This window comes from Porphyromonas sp. C0041D3 (assembly GCF_056590575.1).
The window spans coordinates 1-17,260 of record NZ_JBWPWJ010000013.1; the positions used below are offsets into that span (position 1 = coordinate 1).

The 17,260-nt window shown below is 55.9% G+C and carries 8 protein-coding genes and 1 CRISPR repeat array; of the genes, 2 read left to right on the forward strand and 6 right to left on the reverse strand.

Going from position 1 to position 17,260, the window contains the following annotated elements; all coding sequences use genetic code 11:
• Positions 1–378 precede the first annotated feature (378 nt).
• Entirely contained in the window at positions 379–2,415 is a 2,037-nt protein-coding gene (locus AC1EKE_RS07750) for a site-specific DNA-methyltransferase (protein WP_480308932.1), read from the forward strand.
• 17 nt (positions 2,416–2,432) lie between these two features.
• Positions 2,433–5,510, forward strand: a complete 3,078-nt coding sequence (locus AC1EKE_RS07755) for a type III restriction-modification system endonuclease (protein ID WP_480308934.1) — start codon at positions 2,433–2,435, stop codon at positions 5,508–5,510.
• Between the two features lie 663 nt (positions 5,511–6,173).
• Here the strand turns inward: AC1EKE_RS07755 and coaD are convergent.
• The 6 genes from coaD to AC1EKE_RS07785 all read right to left on the reverse strand — a co-directional run bounded on the left by coaD (position 6,174) and on the right by AC1EKE_RS07785 (position 17,254).
• The gene (gene coaD / locus AC1EKE_RS07760) at positions 6,174–6,647 is read right to left on the reverse strand and encodes a pantetheine-phosphate adenylyltransferase (protein WP_480308936.1); all 474 of its coding nucleotides are present in this window, start codon (positions 6,645–6,647) and stop codon (positions 6,174–6,176) included.
• Positions 6,647–8,533: a DNA topoisomerase IV subunit B gene (locus AC1EKE_RS07765; protein ID WP_480308937.1), complete on the reverse strand. Its 1,887-nt coding sequence runs from the start codon at positions 8,531–8,533 to the stop codon at positions 6,647–6,649. Before AC1EKE_RS07765 ends, coaD begins: the two co-directional genes overlap by 1 nt.
• Positions 8,534–9,901, reverse strand: a complete 1,368-nt coding sequence (locus AC1EKE_RS07770) for a hypothetical protein (protein WP_296158524.1) — start codon at positions 9,899–9,901, stop codon at positions 8,534–8,536. It abuts the gene before it with no gap.
• Between the two features lie 496 nt (positions 9,902–10,397).
• Positions 10,398–10,802: a CRISPR direct-repeat array (repeat unit 37 nt; unit sequence GTCTTAATCCTTGTTTTAATGGAATATGGTCTGCGAG).
• Between the two features lie 660 nt (positions 10,803–11,462).
• Positions 11,463–13,226, reverse strand: coding sequence for a hypothetical protein (locus AC1EKE_RS07775; protein WP_480308938.1), 1,764 nt, complete (start codon positions 13,224–13,226; stop codon positions 11,463–11,465).
• 38 nt (positions 13,227–13,264) lie between these two features.
• Positions 13,265–15,619, reverse strand: coding sequence for a leucine-rich repeat domain-containing protein (locus AC1EKE_RS07780; protein ID WP_480308939.1), 2,355 nt, complete (start codon positions 15,617–15,619; stop codon positions 13,265–13,267).
• Positions 15,620–15,655: 36 nt separating this feature from the next.
• Positions 15,656–17,254: an Ig-like domain-containing protein gene (locus AC1EKE_RS07785; protein ID WP_480308941.1), complete on the reverse strand. Its 1,599-nt coding sequence runs from the start codon at positions 17,252–17,254 to the stop codon at positions 15,656–15,658.
• Positions 17,255–17,260: the final 6 nt, after the last annotated feature.

The following is a 17,260-nucleotide window of genomic DNA, read 5'->3' on the forward strand; positions in this document are numbered from 1 at the left end:
TCTCCTGAATCCCTCTCCTCAACAAAGGTAATCTCTATTTTCCTCCCCCTCCCAGCACATCAAAATGCGAATTAGCCCTACCTTACAATTTTGGGATTTTTGGGTATTTTCCACCGCTGATTATGCCCCAGCCAAGGCGTGATGCGCTTGAGCTTTAGGGTAATCGCATACAGGCGGGGGCTCATCCGTGAGGCCCCCGAAGGGTGCTCGCTCCATAGGCATCGGTCATCCGCGAAGCGGGGAACGATACACCCCTTGTGGGTGCCCGCTCCATAGCTGTAAGGATCAAATGCGTCACCCCTGGGAGAGGGGGCAGGCAAATTGGCGAGGTGGCGGGAAAAAGGTAGATTTGAGGAGAACAAATCAATACAACAGCTTATGGAATTTAAGAGACTTGGGCTCACCTCGGCAGCGCCGAGTGACTTTACGCTGGAGGCACTCAGGCAGTTGGTCCCCTCTGCCTTTACGGAGGTACGAGGGGAGGGCGATAAGCTTACCTATAAGGTGGACTTTGACCACCTTCGCGAGATGCTGGGCAATGCGATCGCCGATGCTGATGAGGAGCGCTATGGCTTCTACTGGGTCGGCAAGCAGGATGCGAAGCGGGAGGCGGCAAAGCCTACCCGCCAGACTCTCCGCCCAGTGGAGGAGGAGAGTGTGGCGTGGGAGAGCACCCAAAACCTCTATATCGAGGGCGACAACCTAGCGGTACTGAAGCTCCTCCAGACCGCCTACATCGGTAAGGTGAAGATGATCTACATCGATCCGCCCTACAATACCGGAAACGACTTTGTCTACAATGACGACTTCTCCGTGAGTCGTGAGGAGCAGGACGAGGCGATGGGCAACCTCGATGAGGAGGGCAACCGCCTACGCCGCAACCTCGACTCCAACCCCCGCTACCACTCCGACTGGTGCTCCATGATCTACAGCCGACTACTCGTCGCCCGCACCCTACTCTCCAGTGATGGCGTCATCTTCATCTCCATAGACGACAACGAAGTCCACAACCTCCGCAAAATATGCGATGAGGTTTTCGGTCCCTCCAACTTCGTAGGAGAACTTCCTACGATTATGAACCTCAAGGGCAATCAAGATCAGTTCGGATTTGCAGGAACACATGAGTACACACTTGTATATGCGAAGAGATACGATCAAGTTATTCTCAATGGACTGTCGATAGACGAAGAAACGGTTGATTTTGACTGGGAAGTTGATAATGTTGGTTATTATAAAAGAGGGGCTGGATTGGTCAGTACTGGAACCAACTCACCTAGAGAGCATCGCCCTCGACTTTGGTACCCCATCTTTGTAACCGCTCAAGACAAACTTATTATTCCACCAAAAGAGGAATTAGACAAGTTCTATGACTCTAACACAAAAACATTCAACGATGAATATTTGTATTCATATATCGATCAACAGGAAAAAGCTGGTGTTGGAGATGCCATCTTGCCTCGCGTCAAAGGACGCGAGGCAAGATGGCGTTGGGGGAGTGATAGAATCCGCAATGACGCAGAAGAAATAATAGTAAGCAGAACCAAACGAGGTATTACTCTCTATAAGAAACAACGCCCTGAAATAGGTGAGCTACCTAGTAGAAAACCCAAAACTTTATTCTATAAGCCTGAGTATTCAAGTGGAAATGGCACTCGAGAATTAGAAGATATATTACAAGCTGAACGTCTTTTTAGCAATCCTAAGCCACTACAGCTGCTTTATGACTTTTGTCAAATAGGTTCCGATAAAGACTCCCTTATCCTTGACTTCTTTAGCGGGTCGGCGACGACGGCGCATGCGGTGATGCAGCTGAATGCGGAGGATGGCGGTAAGCGTAAGTACATCATGGTGCAGCTGCCGGAGAAGACTCCGGAGGGGAGTGAGGCACGCAAGGCGGGCTATGATACCATCTGTGAGATCGGGAAGGAGCGGATCCGTCGGGCCGGCCGTCAGATCAAGGAGGAGCTGGGGCTGCTGGGCGATGACCTGGACATAGGCTTCCGTGTGCTTCGGCTCGACTCGTCCAATATGGAGGAGGTCTACTTTGAGCCGGGGAAGGTGAGTCAAGCAAGCCTCTTCAGCCAGGTGGATAGCGTGAAGCGGGATCGCACCCCGCTGGACCTGCTCTTTGGCTGTATGGTGGACTGGGGTGTGGAGCTGAGTCTGCCGATCAGACGTGAGGAGGTAGCCGGCAAGGAGCTCTTCGTCGTCAATGATGGAGCGCTGGTCGCCTGCTTTGAGGAGGAGATCCCGCTGGAGACGATCCGGTACATTGCCGGGCTCTCACCGCAGCGGCTGATCTTCCGTGAGTCGAGCTTTGCGACAGATGCCGATAAGCTCAATGTATATGAGCAATTTAAGCAGCTGTGCAGCTGGAGTGAGGAGGAGTCGTACCGCAACATTCGTGTGATCTGAGCGGGAGGGGATAGGCGATGAAGATACAGTACAAGCATCAGAGATTTCAGGGGGAAGCGGCTCAGGCGGTGGTGGATGTCTTTAGGGGGCAGCCCCTGCAGGAGGGATTTGCCTACCGTACGGATATCGGTCGGCAGCGTGTCTTAGGTGGGATGATACCGCAGAGGCTGTCTCTGGAGATCGAGGGGTTTCGAAATGGAGCTATCCAGCTGCGTGACGAAGCACTGATGAGTAATGTGCGGGAGGTGCAGCTGCGGCAAGATCTGGAGCCGATCGATAAGCTACAGCGAGACGACAGCGGTATGCTGGCACTCAGCATCGAGATGGAGACCGGTACGGGCAAGACATATACCTATATCAAGACGATGTATGAGCTGAATAAGCACTACGGCTGGACGAAGTTTATCGTCGTGGTGCCGAGTGTGGCGATACGTGAGGGTGTGCTGAAGAGCCTCGCCTCGACGGCGGATCACTTTGCGGAGCAGTATGGGGAGCGGATGCAGTACTTTGTCTACGACAGCGCCAACCTGACGGCGATTGATCAATTTGCCTCGGATGCCAAGATCCAGGTGATGGTGATCAATACCCAGGCCTTTAATGCCACAGGGAAGGATGCGCGACGGATCAGGATGGCACTGGAGGCCTTTGGGTACCGCCGTCCGATCGATGTGATTGCGGCGACACGCCCGATCTTGATCATCGATGAGCCGCAGAGTGTGCTGGGGGTGAATAGGAAAAATAAGACGCGCGAGGGGCTTAAGAGCTTCCACCCGCTCTTTGCCCTCCTCTATAGTGCGACGCACCGTAAGGGGGATACCTACAATCAGGTCTATCGACTCGATGCGATCGATGCCTTTAATAGACGACTGGTGAAGAAGATCGAGGTGATCGGTGTGGAGCAGGTGGGGACGACGGGGACGAGTGGCTATCTCTATCTGGATGCGATCGTGCTGGCGAAGAAAAAGGGGGCTGCCCCGAGTGCCCGTATCTCCTACGATGCGACGAGCAGGACGGGGCTGCGGACCGCGACACGCTTGGTGGGTGAGGGATTTGACCTCTACCGGGAGAGTGGAGAGCTCGAGGGGTACCGGGATGGCTTCATCATCGAGCTTATCGATGGGGCGAGGGGCTGTATCCGCCTGAGCAGCGGTCAGGAGGTGTATGAGGGACAGGCGATCGGCAACATCACGGAGGAGGCGATCCGGAGGATCCAGATCAGGACGACGATCGAGAAGCACCTGGAGCGGGAGCAGAGTCTCTACCGACAGGGGATCAAGGTGCTGAGCCTCTTCTTCATCGATGCGGTGGAGAAGTACCGCCTCTATGAGGCCGGCGGGGAGACGGAGAAGGGCCGCTGGGCGGAGATCTTTGAGGAGGAGTATCGAGCAGCGACGAAGGAGCTGCTGGATAGTGCTGACCTGGACGAGGGATATCGGGCTTATCTCAAGGGAATAGATCCGGAGGCGACGCACGCCGGCTATTTCTCAAGGGATAAGAAGGGGAAGCTGATTGACTCCAAGGTGAAGCGGGGGGAGACGGAGGCAAATGACCCGGATGCCTATCAATTGATCATGCGGGATAAGGAGCGACTCCTCTCGCTGGAGGAGCCGACGCGCTTTATCTTCTCCCACTCGGCACTGAAGGAGGGGTGGGATAACCCGAATGTATTCCAGATCTGTACGCTGAAGCAGAGTGATAGCGAGGTGAAAAAGCGGCAGGAGGTGGGGCGCGGGATGCGTCTCTGTGTGAATCAGCAGGGGGAGCGGCAGGATAGCGACCTGCTGGGGGATGGGGTGTATGATACCAATATCCTCACGGTGGTGGCGAGTGAGAGCTACAGGCACTTCTCAGAAGCACTGCAGAGGGAGCTGGCGGAGAGTATCACTTCGCGGGCTATGCTGGTGACGAGTGACCTATTTACCGGCAGGCAGATGGAGCGTGCCGATGGGGTGAGTAGGGTGGTCACGCCGGGTGAGGCAGCGAGTATTATGGAGGAGCTGATCACCGGTGGCTATGTGAAGAAGCAGAGACTGACGCCTAAGTACTTTCAGGATAAGGAGCAAGGCGCCCTCATGCTGGATGAGTGGAAGGGGTGTGAAGCGGCTATCATGCAGGTGCTGGATAAGGTCTTTGATCCGGCAGCCATAAAGGTTAGCGATGGGCGTGGTAAGACGGTGGCAAGGTTTAGAGGGGATTTCTTTAAGAGAAAGGAGTTTCAGGAGCTGTGGAAGCGGATCAATAGCAAGACCTACTATGAGGTGGACTTTGAGACAGAGTGTCTGATAGAACAGTCGTTTAAGAGTCTGGACCAGTCGCTACACGTGACACAGATCCGCGTGGCACTCACCTCCGGCTCGCTGGAGAATATCCAATCACGTGAGCAGCTGAAGGCGGGACGCTCAATGACGGTAAGTGAGACGCAGAATATCGGCCTTGATGAGGCGGTGGCACCCGGCGTGAAGTATGACCTGCTGGGGGAGCTGGTGCAGCTTACGGGGCTGAAGCGGAGTACGATTGCGGAGATCCTATGGAAGGTGAAGCCGGAGACCTTTGCCATGTATCATCAGAATCCGGAGGAATTCATCATCCGTGCGGGAAACCTGATCAATGAGCAGAAGGCGGTGGCGGTGATCGAGCATATCGCCTACCACAAGATGGAGCAGCGGCACGAGGCGAGTATCTTTACGGAGCAGGAGCTGAGGGGCCGGCTCGGTATCGATGCTATTGCGAGTGAGAAGTCGCTCTATAACCTGGTGGTGGTGGACAGCCAGGGGGTGGAGAAGAACTTTGCCGAGGAGCTGGAGCGGCAGAAGGAGGTGGAGGTCTATACGAAGTTGCCCCGTGGCTTCTATATCAATACGCCGGTGGGTAAGTATAATCCGGACTGGGCTGTGGTATTCCGCGAGGGAGCGGTGAAGCACATCTACTTCGTAGCGGAGACAAAGGGCTCGCAGGCGGTGACGCAGCTGAGGGAGGTGGAGCGTGCCAAGATTGAGTGTGCGAGCCGGCACTTTGCCTCCATCTCAGACAGCACCCTGAGATTTGGCGTGGTGAAGGACTATAAAACCCTGCACGACATAGTGACTACAGACTGATCAGCTCCTCCGGGTGTCCTTTCCCGGGGGGCCAATGCCCGATGGATAGGGGCTTGATCTAATACCGGTATTAGGAGACGAGACGCATATAAGATATACGCCCCTCCTAGGGTGACGCCCCGTCAGCCTACCCGAGGGAGTGCGACACCCTTGCGGGGTCGCAGGGGGGCTTTGCTCGGCGACCCGCAAGGGGTCGAGGGGGTAAGGGCGGGTCGCTGCACATCGGTCACCGCTTCGCGGATGACCGATGCCTATGGAGAGACTATTGCACGAAGGCGATCTGCTGCGTTGCTTTCGGAATTCGACCTCGGTCACGTACGTGAGTACGCTCCCTTCGGTCTCATCCTCAGCGCCTTGCATCTCATCCTTCGTGCAAAGTCTCAGCACATTTGAAACAAATGTGCGAGAATGGCACTTCGTGCAACATTCTCATGGAGCGAGCACCCCTGTCGGGGTGCGTTGCGGTTCGTCCGACACGTCCTACTCGTCCGACTTGTCCGATAAGAGGTCACCACAAAGAGGTGCGTTTTGCTTATCTATAATGCTCAAGCGCGTCCATCTCCTCCGCGAATGACCGATGCCTATGGAGCGAGTACCGGGGTGCTGATGCGACTCCTGACTCCCTACCTACTTGTGAGAAATAGCCTCCTCGCCGTGATGCGGTCACCGCTCCTCGGGATGTGAGAGCTTCTTGGGGAGGTAGGGGGTGACGTCCTCGCCGAAGTGGGCGAGCTCCCGGACGAGGTGGGAGGAGATGGCGGCAAGCTCGGGGCGGGTGAAGAAGAAGAAGGTGTCGAGGCCGAAGTGGCTGAGGTTGGTCTCCGCCATCTCTCGCTCTGCCTCCATATCTCTCACGGAGCGGATGCCGCGGATGAGTATCGTAGCACCCACCCGCCGAGCGTAGTGGGCTGTGAGCCCCTCGGAGGAGGTGACGGTGATGCGCGGCTCGTCGCGATAGAGCTCGGCGATCTGCTGCACCCGCACATCGGGTGCCGTGTCGTACTGCTTGCCGACATTGACCCCCACGAGGATGTGCAGCTCATCGACGACGCCAAGGGCGCGGCGGACGAGGTCGTCGTGCCCTATCGTGAAGGGATCGAAGGAGCCGGCGAAGACGCCGATGAGGGGCTTACTCATTAGATGTCATCGGTCTCAAGGTTGTCTACGATGAAGTCCTGCCGCTCGCGGCTATTGGTGCCCATGTAGAACTTTAGCAGCTCGGGGACGTTGTCCTCCTTCTTCATCACCACGGGGTCGAGCCGCATATTCTCGCCGATGAAGTTGCCAAACTCCTCCGGCTTGATCTCTCCGAGACCCTTAAATCGGGTGACGGAGGCGCTCTTGCCGATCTTCTTCATCGCCTCATTGCGCTCCCGCTCATCGTAGCAGTAGATGATCTCCTTGCCCTGCCGGTCTCGCACGCGGAAGAGGGGCGTCTGGAGGATGAAGACGTGATTCTCTCGGATCAGCTCGGGGAAGAACTGGAGGAAGAAGGTGATGATCAGCAGGCGTATGTGCATCCCGTCCACATCGGCATCGGTGGCGACGATAACGCGATTGTAGCGGAGGTCCTCGAGCCCGTCCTCGATATTGAGGGCGGCCTGGAGGAGGTTGAATTCCTCATTCTCGTACACCACTTTCTTGGAGAGGCCGTACGAGTTGAGTGGCTTGCCACGGAGGGAGAAGACCGCCTGGTACTCGGGATCGCGGCTCTGGGTGATGCTGCCGCTGGCGGAGAGTCCCTCGGTGATGAAGATCTCGGTGCGCTCCGGGTCCTTAGCCTTGGGGTCATTGAAGTGGACGGTGCAGTCGCGGAGCTTCTTATTGTAGAGGGAGGCTTTCTTGACACGCTCCTTGGCTTTCTTGGAGATGCCCTGGAGGGCCTTCCGCTCCCGCTCGTTGTCGACCACCTTCTTCTGCAGGATCTCGGCGGTGTCGGGGTGCTTGTGGAGGTAGTTGTCGAGCTGGAGCTTGACGAAGTCGATGACAAACTTCTGGATCGAGATGCCGCCCTCGGAGATCTCGCGACTGCCGAGCTTGGTCTTGGTCTGCGACTCGAATACCGGCTCCTGGATCCGGATGCTGATGGCGGCGGTGATGCCGGAGCGGATGTCGTTGTAGTCGTAGCTCTTGTCGAAAAACTCCTTCACCGTCTTGCCGATCGCCTCCTTGAAGGCGGAGAGGTGGGTCCCGCCGTGGAGGGTATTCTGCCCGTTGACAAAGGAGTAGTACTCCTCGCCGTACTGGGTGGAGTGCGTGATCGCCACCTCGATGTCGTCGCCCTGCAGATGGATGATGGGGTAGAGCGGGGTGGAGGTCATATTGTCCTCGAGGAGGTCGAGGAGACCATTGCGGGAGATGAAGCGGGTGCCATTGAGGTGGATCGTCAGCCCCGGCTGCAGGTAGGTGTACATCCGGATCATGCTGTGGACGTACTCCTGCTGGTAGCGGTAGTTGCGGAAGATGTCCGGATCGGCGTAGTAGTCGACGAAGGTGCCGTCGTGCTCGCCGGGGGCGGGCAGTATGTCGCCCTCCTCGACGAGCTTCCCCCTCTCGAAGACGACCGTCTTCACCGTACCGTCGCGGTAAGAGGAGACCGCCATGCGGGTGGAGAGGGCATTGACCGCCTTGAGCCCGACGCCATTGAGCCCGACAGACTTCTTGAAGACCTCGTTGTCGTATTTGGCACCGGTATTCATCGTGCCTACGGCCTTGGCGAGAGAGCCCTGGGGGATGCCTCGCCCGTGGTCGCGGACGGTGACGTGGCGATGCTCCTCCTCGTCGATCGTGATGTAGATGTGCTTGCCGTACCCCATCGTGTACTCGTCGATGGAGTTGTCGATCACCTCCTTGAGGAGGACGTAGATGCCGTCGTCGGGAGCTGTGCCATCGCCCAGCTTGCCGATGTACATACCGGGACGGAGCCGGATGTGCTCCATCGGGTCGAGGGTGACGATCTTATCCTCCTGGTAGAGGGGGTCGGGTGTGGTAGGCAGGACGGTCTTCTCTTCTGCGTCGGTCATTTACCTATTCTCTCCTTCGTATTTCTTCATTTCCTCCACGGAGGTGCGGGGCATCAGCAGTCTATTGGGCTGATCCTCGTCTCTCTGCGCCTCCTCCTTTGCCCTCTTCGCGCGCCGTCTCTTGGCGAGCTCCTCGCCCCTCTCTGTCAGTGGAGTGACGTAGCAGCGGTGGGTCTTGTGGTGGATCTTGCGGAAGAAATTCCACTGCACCTGCACGTGGACATTGTGTTCCAGCTCTAGATTGGACTCGAGGAAGCGGACGCCATACTGCTGTACGACCGGGATCATGAGATCAAAGAGGAGCGCAATGAGTCCCTTGCCCTGATACTCCGGGTCGACGGCGATGAGCATCAGGTCCATCACCTCCGCCTTGCGGCTCTTGAGCGCCTTCATGATCGGGATGAAGCCAAAGGGCCAAAGCTTGCCCTGCGAGCGCTGCAGTGCCTTGGTGATCGAGGGCATGGCGACCCCGAAGCCGACGAGCTTCCCATCCGAGACCTGACGCACGAGCCCGATGAGGTCGGTGTTGATCAGCGGGAGGAAGGTGTCGATGAGCTGCTGCGTCTCTGCCTTGGTGAGCACGCTGGCACCATAGAGGTTGCTGTAGGTGCGATTGAAGAGGTCGAAGATGTCATCTGCATACTCCTCCACGAGGCGCTTGCGATCGTGTACGATGAAGGCCTCAAGATTGTATCTCCGCCGGACGAGATCGGCCCCCTTGCGGTACCGCTCCGGGACGGTGTGCGGCGGGATGATCCGGAAGCCGAGCCAGTCGACATCTTTCTCAAACCCCATACGATCCATGTGCTTGGGGTAGTAGGGGTAATTGTAATTCTCGATGAAGGTGGCGACCTGGCTGAAGCCCTCGATCAGCATCCCCTCGCGGTCCATGTCGGTGAAGCCCAGTGGCCCCACCAGCTCATCGCAGGCGTAGTCATTGGCCCACTTCCTTACCGCATCCATCAGGGCATCGACCACCTCCTCATCGTCCTCGAAGTCAAAGAAGCCAAAGCGGGCACGATTTTGGTGCCACCGCTCGTTGCAGTTGTGATTGATCATCCCGGCGATGCGCCCCACGATGCGGTCACCGCGGTAGGCGAGGTAGCAGACGTAGTCGCAGTGCTCAAGGGTTGGGTTTTTGCCCTTGGTGAGGGTGTCCATGTCGCCGTCGATGAGCGGTGGGCAGTAGTAGGGACTCCCCTTGTAGAGACTCACAGGATACTCGACAAAGTCGCGCAGCATACTCTTGCTCGTCACGCGTACGATGCGCAGCTCGTGGGGGGTAGGCAGTACCTCTCCCTTGCTGATGCCGAGGAGCTTCCTGAGCCACTGACCTTGCCTGCTGTTGTACACTTTCTTGATACCCATGATGTCTCTTGCTACTCTTGGTGCTGATGATAAGACCTCCACCCCACGACAAAGGTAATCAAAATTGCAATTCACAGCCTCTCTGCAGCTTGGTCAGGCGGGGGCCATGCTATAGCTAAAAAGGACGTCCCTCTCTGTGGTGACCTCTTATCGGACGGGTCGGACGGGTCGGACAAGTCGGACGAACCGTGAGGCACCCGGAGGGTGCTCGCTCCATAGGCATCGGTCATCTGCGAAGCGGTGACCGATGTACCCAGACCCGCCCTACCCCCTCGACTCCTTGCGGGTCACCGAGCAGAGCCCTCCCCACGACCCCGCCAGGGCGTCGCTCGTAATGGCGAGCTCATAGAGGGACCGACACCCTATCGGGGTCGTATATATAAGGCATATCGCAAGTAACCTGGGGTCATCGGCACTTCGTGCCTCGACCACCGGGCTATGGAAAACGGACCCCTTCGGGGTCTCCCCTACCGGTTAGCCCGCTTATCGTCTCACAGTCTTAAACCTTGTTTTAATGGAATATGGTCTGCGAGACCTATGAAACCGATACAGAAAGCCACCCTCGTGGGTCTTAATCCTTGTTTTAATGGAATATGGTCTGCGAGAGACCGATCCACGTATATCGTGGTAAAGGACAAGGTCTTAATCCTTGTTTTAATGGAATATGGTCTGCGAGTAAAAAACAGCGAAACCTTATCCCGCTCATGGAGAGCGTCTTAATCCTTGTTTTAATGGAATATGGTCTGCGAGATCGCAATTATGAGTAAGCTTATTATGAGACATTATCCGTCTTAATCCTTGTTTTAATGGAATATGGTCTGCGAGGTATAAGGCTTTGCAGGCAAAGACAAGTGCCGGAATCGAGTCTTAATCCTTGTTTTAATGGAATATGGTCTGCGAGGGTCAAATCTTTGAAGATCTGTATGTGAGTCCTTTACGACCAAAAAAACCGCAGAAACCGAAAAAATCGAGGGAAAACATGTACCTCTGTGTGCAAATATACAAAGGTTTTTTGAATTGATTGTACAACGTGTCATCTCTACCTTACAATTTTGGGATTTTCGGGCATTTTCACCCCTCGCCGAGATGCTCCCGCCTGCCGATCCCGCAGGGGCGAGGCTTGATTGTGCGACACCCTTGCGGGGTCGTGGGATCGCTTGCAATGCCCGGTCCACGGGTCTTCGGGGCTACGCCCCTCGACCGGTGGCTAGGAAGCGGGCACCCGCAAGGGGTGCATCGTTCCCACTCTTCACAGTGAGTTGAGTGGCTTATGTGCCACTCATATGCGTCACCCCTGCGCATCACCTTATGTGGCACTCCTTACGACTGGTAGGGGCTGCAGACCGGATTACTGTGCGCAGATGAAGGGGGAGCCCTATGACTCTCAGCCAGTGGATACCCCCCCCTCAGGAAGGATGTCGCGATGCCCTCGTATGGGGAAGCGTGGTAGTAATACCAAAAAAAAGAGGAGGGGGCAGAGTCTGTCATTACTCTGCCCCCTCCTCTATGAAGGGATCTATCGGCTGACCTCCGGGAGGAGGATTAGCTCAGAGGATTTAGATCACTCCTTGCCATCAGGCGTGTCCTTACTCGTCTGGTAGACGGTCCAGCCCTTATTGACAGCGATCATAAAGTCCGCATCCTTGGAGCCGGGGTTGTCATATGATTGGACGGTATACATCCAGTCGTAGTACTTCGGTACCGCTTGCTCCGCGGCAAACTTATTGTAGACGCCCTCGATCATATCCTTGTCGAGCTTACACCCACTGAAGCTGGCAACCATCAGCATTGGGTAGTTGCGGGCTGCCAACTGGAGACTGGAGAGGTCGGGATTGTCGCTCACGTCAAATCCATACATACCCGGGGCAAAGATCATCAGTCTCTTGAGCTTATTCCCGGCGAGGTAGATCTCCTGGAGCTCAATGGAGATAGGCAGTCGGACGGTCTCTATCTCGCAGTCGTAGGCACTCAAGTACTGGAGAGACTTATTGTCGCCCACATCAAGTGTGGTGATCGGATTTTCATCGATCGTCAGCGACTCGAGTCCGGGATGATTGGAGGCATCGATGGCTGTGATGTCCTGCTTAGAAGCAGTCAGAGCTGTCACCTCTCCGTAGATGCGTATCGTCTGAGACCCCAGCTTGAAGGGGATTACCGATCCGCGTTTTTCATCGGTGAATGTGGTGACATACTCTCCGCGCTCCCGCTTGCCATCGTTATTGAGGTCCACCCACACATTGATCCGCTCACTCATAGGCGCATCAATATTGAGCTTAATCGTGTCGCCTACCGCCTTGGTGGTGGTGAGCTCGATGTAGGGCTGATCTGCGGGTAGAGGATTCTCCGGCTCCTCATCGAGGAGCTTCAGCTCGGTACCATCCCACTCGGCATAGAGGGCATAGGCCTTGCCTATCTCCAGTGCTGCCCTGGCGGGCTTGGACTGCTTGCTGAGGATCGCTTTGCGGGTAGTCTTGTCGTAAGCTGCCAGTACCGTCTCAGGACACTCCTCTCCCGTGGGACGGAACCAGAATCCGCCATAGGAGATCTCACCGGGGGCTATGTCGTAGACCGGATAGGTGACCTCTGTACGGATCATCACCGGCTTAGCCTCCTGATCAAGGATGTCGAGATAGGGGAGGTCGGCATTTCCGGCAAAGGGGAGCGAGCCGGGCAGGTAGAAGGCCTTTGTCTCATCCTTGGGGAGCATGGCGAGACCGGAGATGCTGAAGGGCTTGTCAGAGCTATTCTTGATGACAACAGAGGCCATCGTCCCGAGGTGGATAAACTCCGCCTCCAGCTCTCGATCCTTGAGCGTGATGCCCTTGATCACAGCATACATAGGTGCGAGATCATCCTTATTGGATGAGGTCTCGGTCAGGGCATACATCGTATGAGCATCGACGCGTGTGAGGATCTTGCCGTCCCGGATCTTGACACCCTGTCCGATGACTGCGTAGAGGTCAAAGGGCTTTTTGATGTCAACGGACTGAGGCAGTGTAAAGTCCATCAGCGCCTCTAAGCCGTCTATCGTGACCAGCGACGGGGCGATACGCCCGCCATCGATAAGCATTCCCTCCTGACTGTATATGAGATGGATTGCGAATGCATCCTTATCCCACTTGAGGATGATGTCGTCGGAGTTGAGATCCTTCACGATGGCTCTCAAGCCCGACTTGGTGGGATTAGAGACGTGAAGGGTAAAGGTGCGGTCGCCCTGTACGGGGTCAGGTGTCTCCGGAGTCCCGACGGTGTCTGCCGTGCAGGCTGCCATGCCCAGTAGGACAAGCAGTGAGAGGAGCGAGAGTGTAAGGCTAGTATGTTTCATAATCATAAAAGGTGTCTGTGGATGGTATGATCTATGCGTTACCACTTCTCTCCCTTAAATCCGGGGCGGAAGATGTAGTTGTCTCCCTTGAGGTGATCGATATCCACCTGCCAATTTTTCTTCATCGCCGGGGATATATCGATGCCGGAGGATCCGGGGTTTCCACCCACGAAGAGTCGACCGGGTACATTACCGGGTACGGTGCAGAGATCGGAGATGACCTGCGTGAGAGCGGGGCTCTTCATATTATTGCCGATCACCTCGAGGTACCTCAGATCCTTGAGATGACCAATGCTGAGCTCCTCGAGTCCATTGCCTGAGAGCAGGAGCGTCTGGAGCTTAGTATTGGCTGTGAGGTCTATCTTGCCAAGGTTGCAGCCATTGGCATTGAGAGAGACGAGCTCGGTATTCTCACCAAACCCACCTGTCACAGCGGAGATATTGGAGTTGCTCATATCGAGCACCTTGAGCTTGGGGTAGCACCCGACAAGGAAAGGTATCGCCTGGAGCTGGAAGTTATTATCCGATACATTGAGGTACTCCAGATTGATCATGTCCTTGAGGAAGAATGCCACAAGACCATTGCTTGACAGGTCGACGTACTTGAGGCTCGTGTGATTGGACTCGATGACAGCAAAGATGCCACTCTCCGGTGCGGAGAGCATCGTCACCTTGCCGTAGAGTACAACGTTAGAGGTAGTCGCTCTGAGGGCAACCATCTTGTCCTGCTCCATGCCGAAGCGGGTGATCTTCTCGCCCTCATCCTTGATACCATTGCCATTGAGGTCGATCCAGACGTTCTCCCTATCTGCCTCTGCAGCATCGACATTGAGGTAAATATCGCTGGTGCTACTGGCCATCCAGAGGTAGATGTAGGGCTTAGTATCATCGATGACCGGAATATCAATAATCCAATCCTTGTCGAGTGCGATCTTGGGGTTGCACGAGTCCTCTCCGGGATTGCGCCCAATGCTAAGGGTCTTGGGATTGACGAAGTCTGCCTTGACGTGGTGGATGTCGGGGAGATCCTCCATCATCTGATCGAGAGCCTTACCATCCATCTCGTTCTTAGTCAGATCCAGCTGCGTCAGGTCTGACTGATCGTAGAGGCGCATGGAGGTGATGCCGGACTCGGGGAGCTTGATTGCCTGCGCCTTACCATAGATGGTGATGGTCTGGCTATCAACAGTCTTGGTGTACTCGCCAATGGCTCTGTCTATCCCCTCACCGTAATCCTTGATGCCGTTGCCATTGAGGTCTACGAAAGCATTTTCGCGCTCGCGGAAGTCGAAGTAGGTGTAGAGGGTGATCTTGGATCCCTTCTCGAGGGTGGTGGTGAAGGTGATGCGAGGGTTCTTGGGCTGCACCTCGTCACCGCCCTTGGTCTTGAGGACTATCCCATCGTCAAGTATATCTCCGTAGACATGGTAGGCGTGTCCCACCTCAATGGGGCGGTCGTTAGAGAGACTGGCGGTGCTCACCATTCCCCTGTAGCTGACCCCATTCTTGTAGCAGAGACCCACGGAGCCGAAGGTGGCCCCGGGACGGGGCAGGAACCAATTGACGTAGATGCCCTTGCCGTCCACAGGGATAGAGGCTGCGCGGATCGACTTGGGAGAGTATCCGGCGGGTGCCATGATGACCTCACCTGTGGCAAGATTGAGGAAGGGGTACATATTCTTTTTAGTCGTACGATCCCACTCGGAGGCGTAGGTCCATGGGGTCGCAGGAGGGAATGAGGCCGCGACATCTGTCAGGCAGACCTCTGCTTTATTGGCGACGGTCTCTTTGGTCCCCTTATTGGTCACGTGGATCACCTCATAGGCTCCAATGTGGCTGAAGGTCACATCAAGACCGGACAGCTTAGCCTCGGAGACCGTCCAGTCCTTCAGGCAGAAGGAGACCGGTGGTCTCATATTCGTGAGGTCGTTGCCGTTGATGGGGGTTGCCTCCAGGTAGACCTGATCCTTGTCCATGACAAAGCTGTAGGGAAGATTTGTGCCATATCTAATGGCATCTTGGAGACCCGAGTAACCGATGATGGTCATCGGCTTAGTGATATCGATGTCCTCGGGAAGGGTAGCCTCGAAGACACACTTCTTGCCATCTGTACCGACATCGGTCGGCTTGGTGGTGAGGAAAATTGTCGTGTCGGCCTGTGAGACGAAGAGTAAGATCTTGTCCTTGGGTGTAAACTTGACGCTCAGGTCAAGCGATCCATCGATCTCCTCGACCATGGCACGGGTGACGGCATCGTCTACCGTGGCATGGAAGGTGAGCGTCCTCGGATCAGACGATGCTGTGTCGTCCTCCGGGCGGATCCCCTCCTGCTTGCACCCGAAGAGGAGGCAGAGGAGCGGGAGTAGTAGATATGTTATATGGTGGTATCTCATTGTATTATCTGATGATTCTGATCGGTGAGAGAGGAATTAGAGCTCATGACCGGGAATGTCCGGGATCGTCTCGTCCGTAACCACGACGGAGCATGAGGCAGAGAGGGTACTCCCCTTGACTGTCGCTGTGATCGTCGCCTTGCCATTCTTCACAGCAGTGATCTTGCCGGCATCGTCGACGGTGACAATGGCAGTATCAGACGACTTCCAGACGAGGACAGGCATCAGTGCCTCCTCAGGATCAAGTACTACGGAGAGCTGCTTGGTGCCACCGGGCTTCAGTGTCACGCTCGCAGGATTGAGCACTATAGACTCAAGAGCCGGGGCAGTCACGATCACCTTGATCGTGGCTTCGTGCTTCTTGTCCTTAGTAGCGAAGTGGATCGTGGTGTTGCCAGGCTTCTTGCCCCAGATGCAGGGTCTCTCCTTATAGGTGGTGGGCTCGGCTATCTCCTTGTTGTCCGACCAGATATCAAGCTCTGCATTGTCGGCATTCTTAGGCAGGACAGTCAGCGTGTAGAAGTGGACATACCCCACCTCGATCTTCATCTCTCGTGGCGTGACCTCGATGGTACGTACGGCTCTATCAGCAATAATAGTCACCTCGCAGGTGACACTTTGGTTGATCTTCTTGTCCGTTGCGGTAATCGTTGCCTTGCCGGCAGCCTTGCCGGTCACCTTGCCGGTCGCAGAGACTGTAGCGACGGCGGGGTCGGAGCTGACCCACTCGAGGGACTCACCGGAGCCACCAGTAGTCTTGAGGATCGTGGCATCACCGACATTCATCTCGATGGTGGACTTTGCGATCGCCAAGGGTGGGGTCTTGACGGTGACTTCGCAGCTGAGTTTCTCACCGGTGTCCGTGGAGGCTGTTACGGTCACCTTCCCGGGTGCTACAGCTGTCACCTTCCCCTTACCATCGACTGTCGCAATGGAGGGGTCGGAGCTCTCCCAAGTGAGGCTTCTCTCCTTGGGATCGGTTACGGCAATCGTCTTCTCCTCCCCCGGAAATAGCTCAAGGGATGTCGGGCTGATGGAGAAGGAATTGGTCACCGTCACCTTTGCCGTAGCGGTCTCACCATTGGAGAGCGCTGCAGTAATCGTACACTCGCCGGGTGCCAGTGCCTTGACGATACCCTTATCGCTGACTGATGCCACCTTGTCGTCTGATGTGGTCCAGGTGATGGTCTTATCCTTCAGGGTCTCGGGACTCACTGTGGGGGTGAGGGTGAGCTCATCCCCTACGAGGAGACTTTTCTCTGTGATGTCCAGTGTGATGAAGCCTGCCTTGGGATCATAGATCGTGAGCGTAAAGCTGGAGCTCTTCCCACCCACGGTGACGGTAATGGTCACCTCACCGGGCTTCAGGGCTGTGACGACACCGGTATCACTGACCGTGGCGATCGTGGGATCGGAGGAGGTCCAGGTGATGACATCGGCAGTGGCATTGGTCGGAGTAATGGTCACGGAGAGCTTGAGTGTCTCACCTAAGGCCAGCTGATGTACTGCTCCATCGCTATTGACTTCTACGGACTGTACAGGGATGACCGGGTCCTCCTCTTCGCAGCATCCAAAGAGGAGCGCGCAGAGTGTCATAAGTGACAGCAGTAGGACGGTATGGCGTTTTTTCAACATAATATT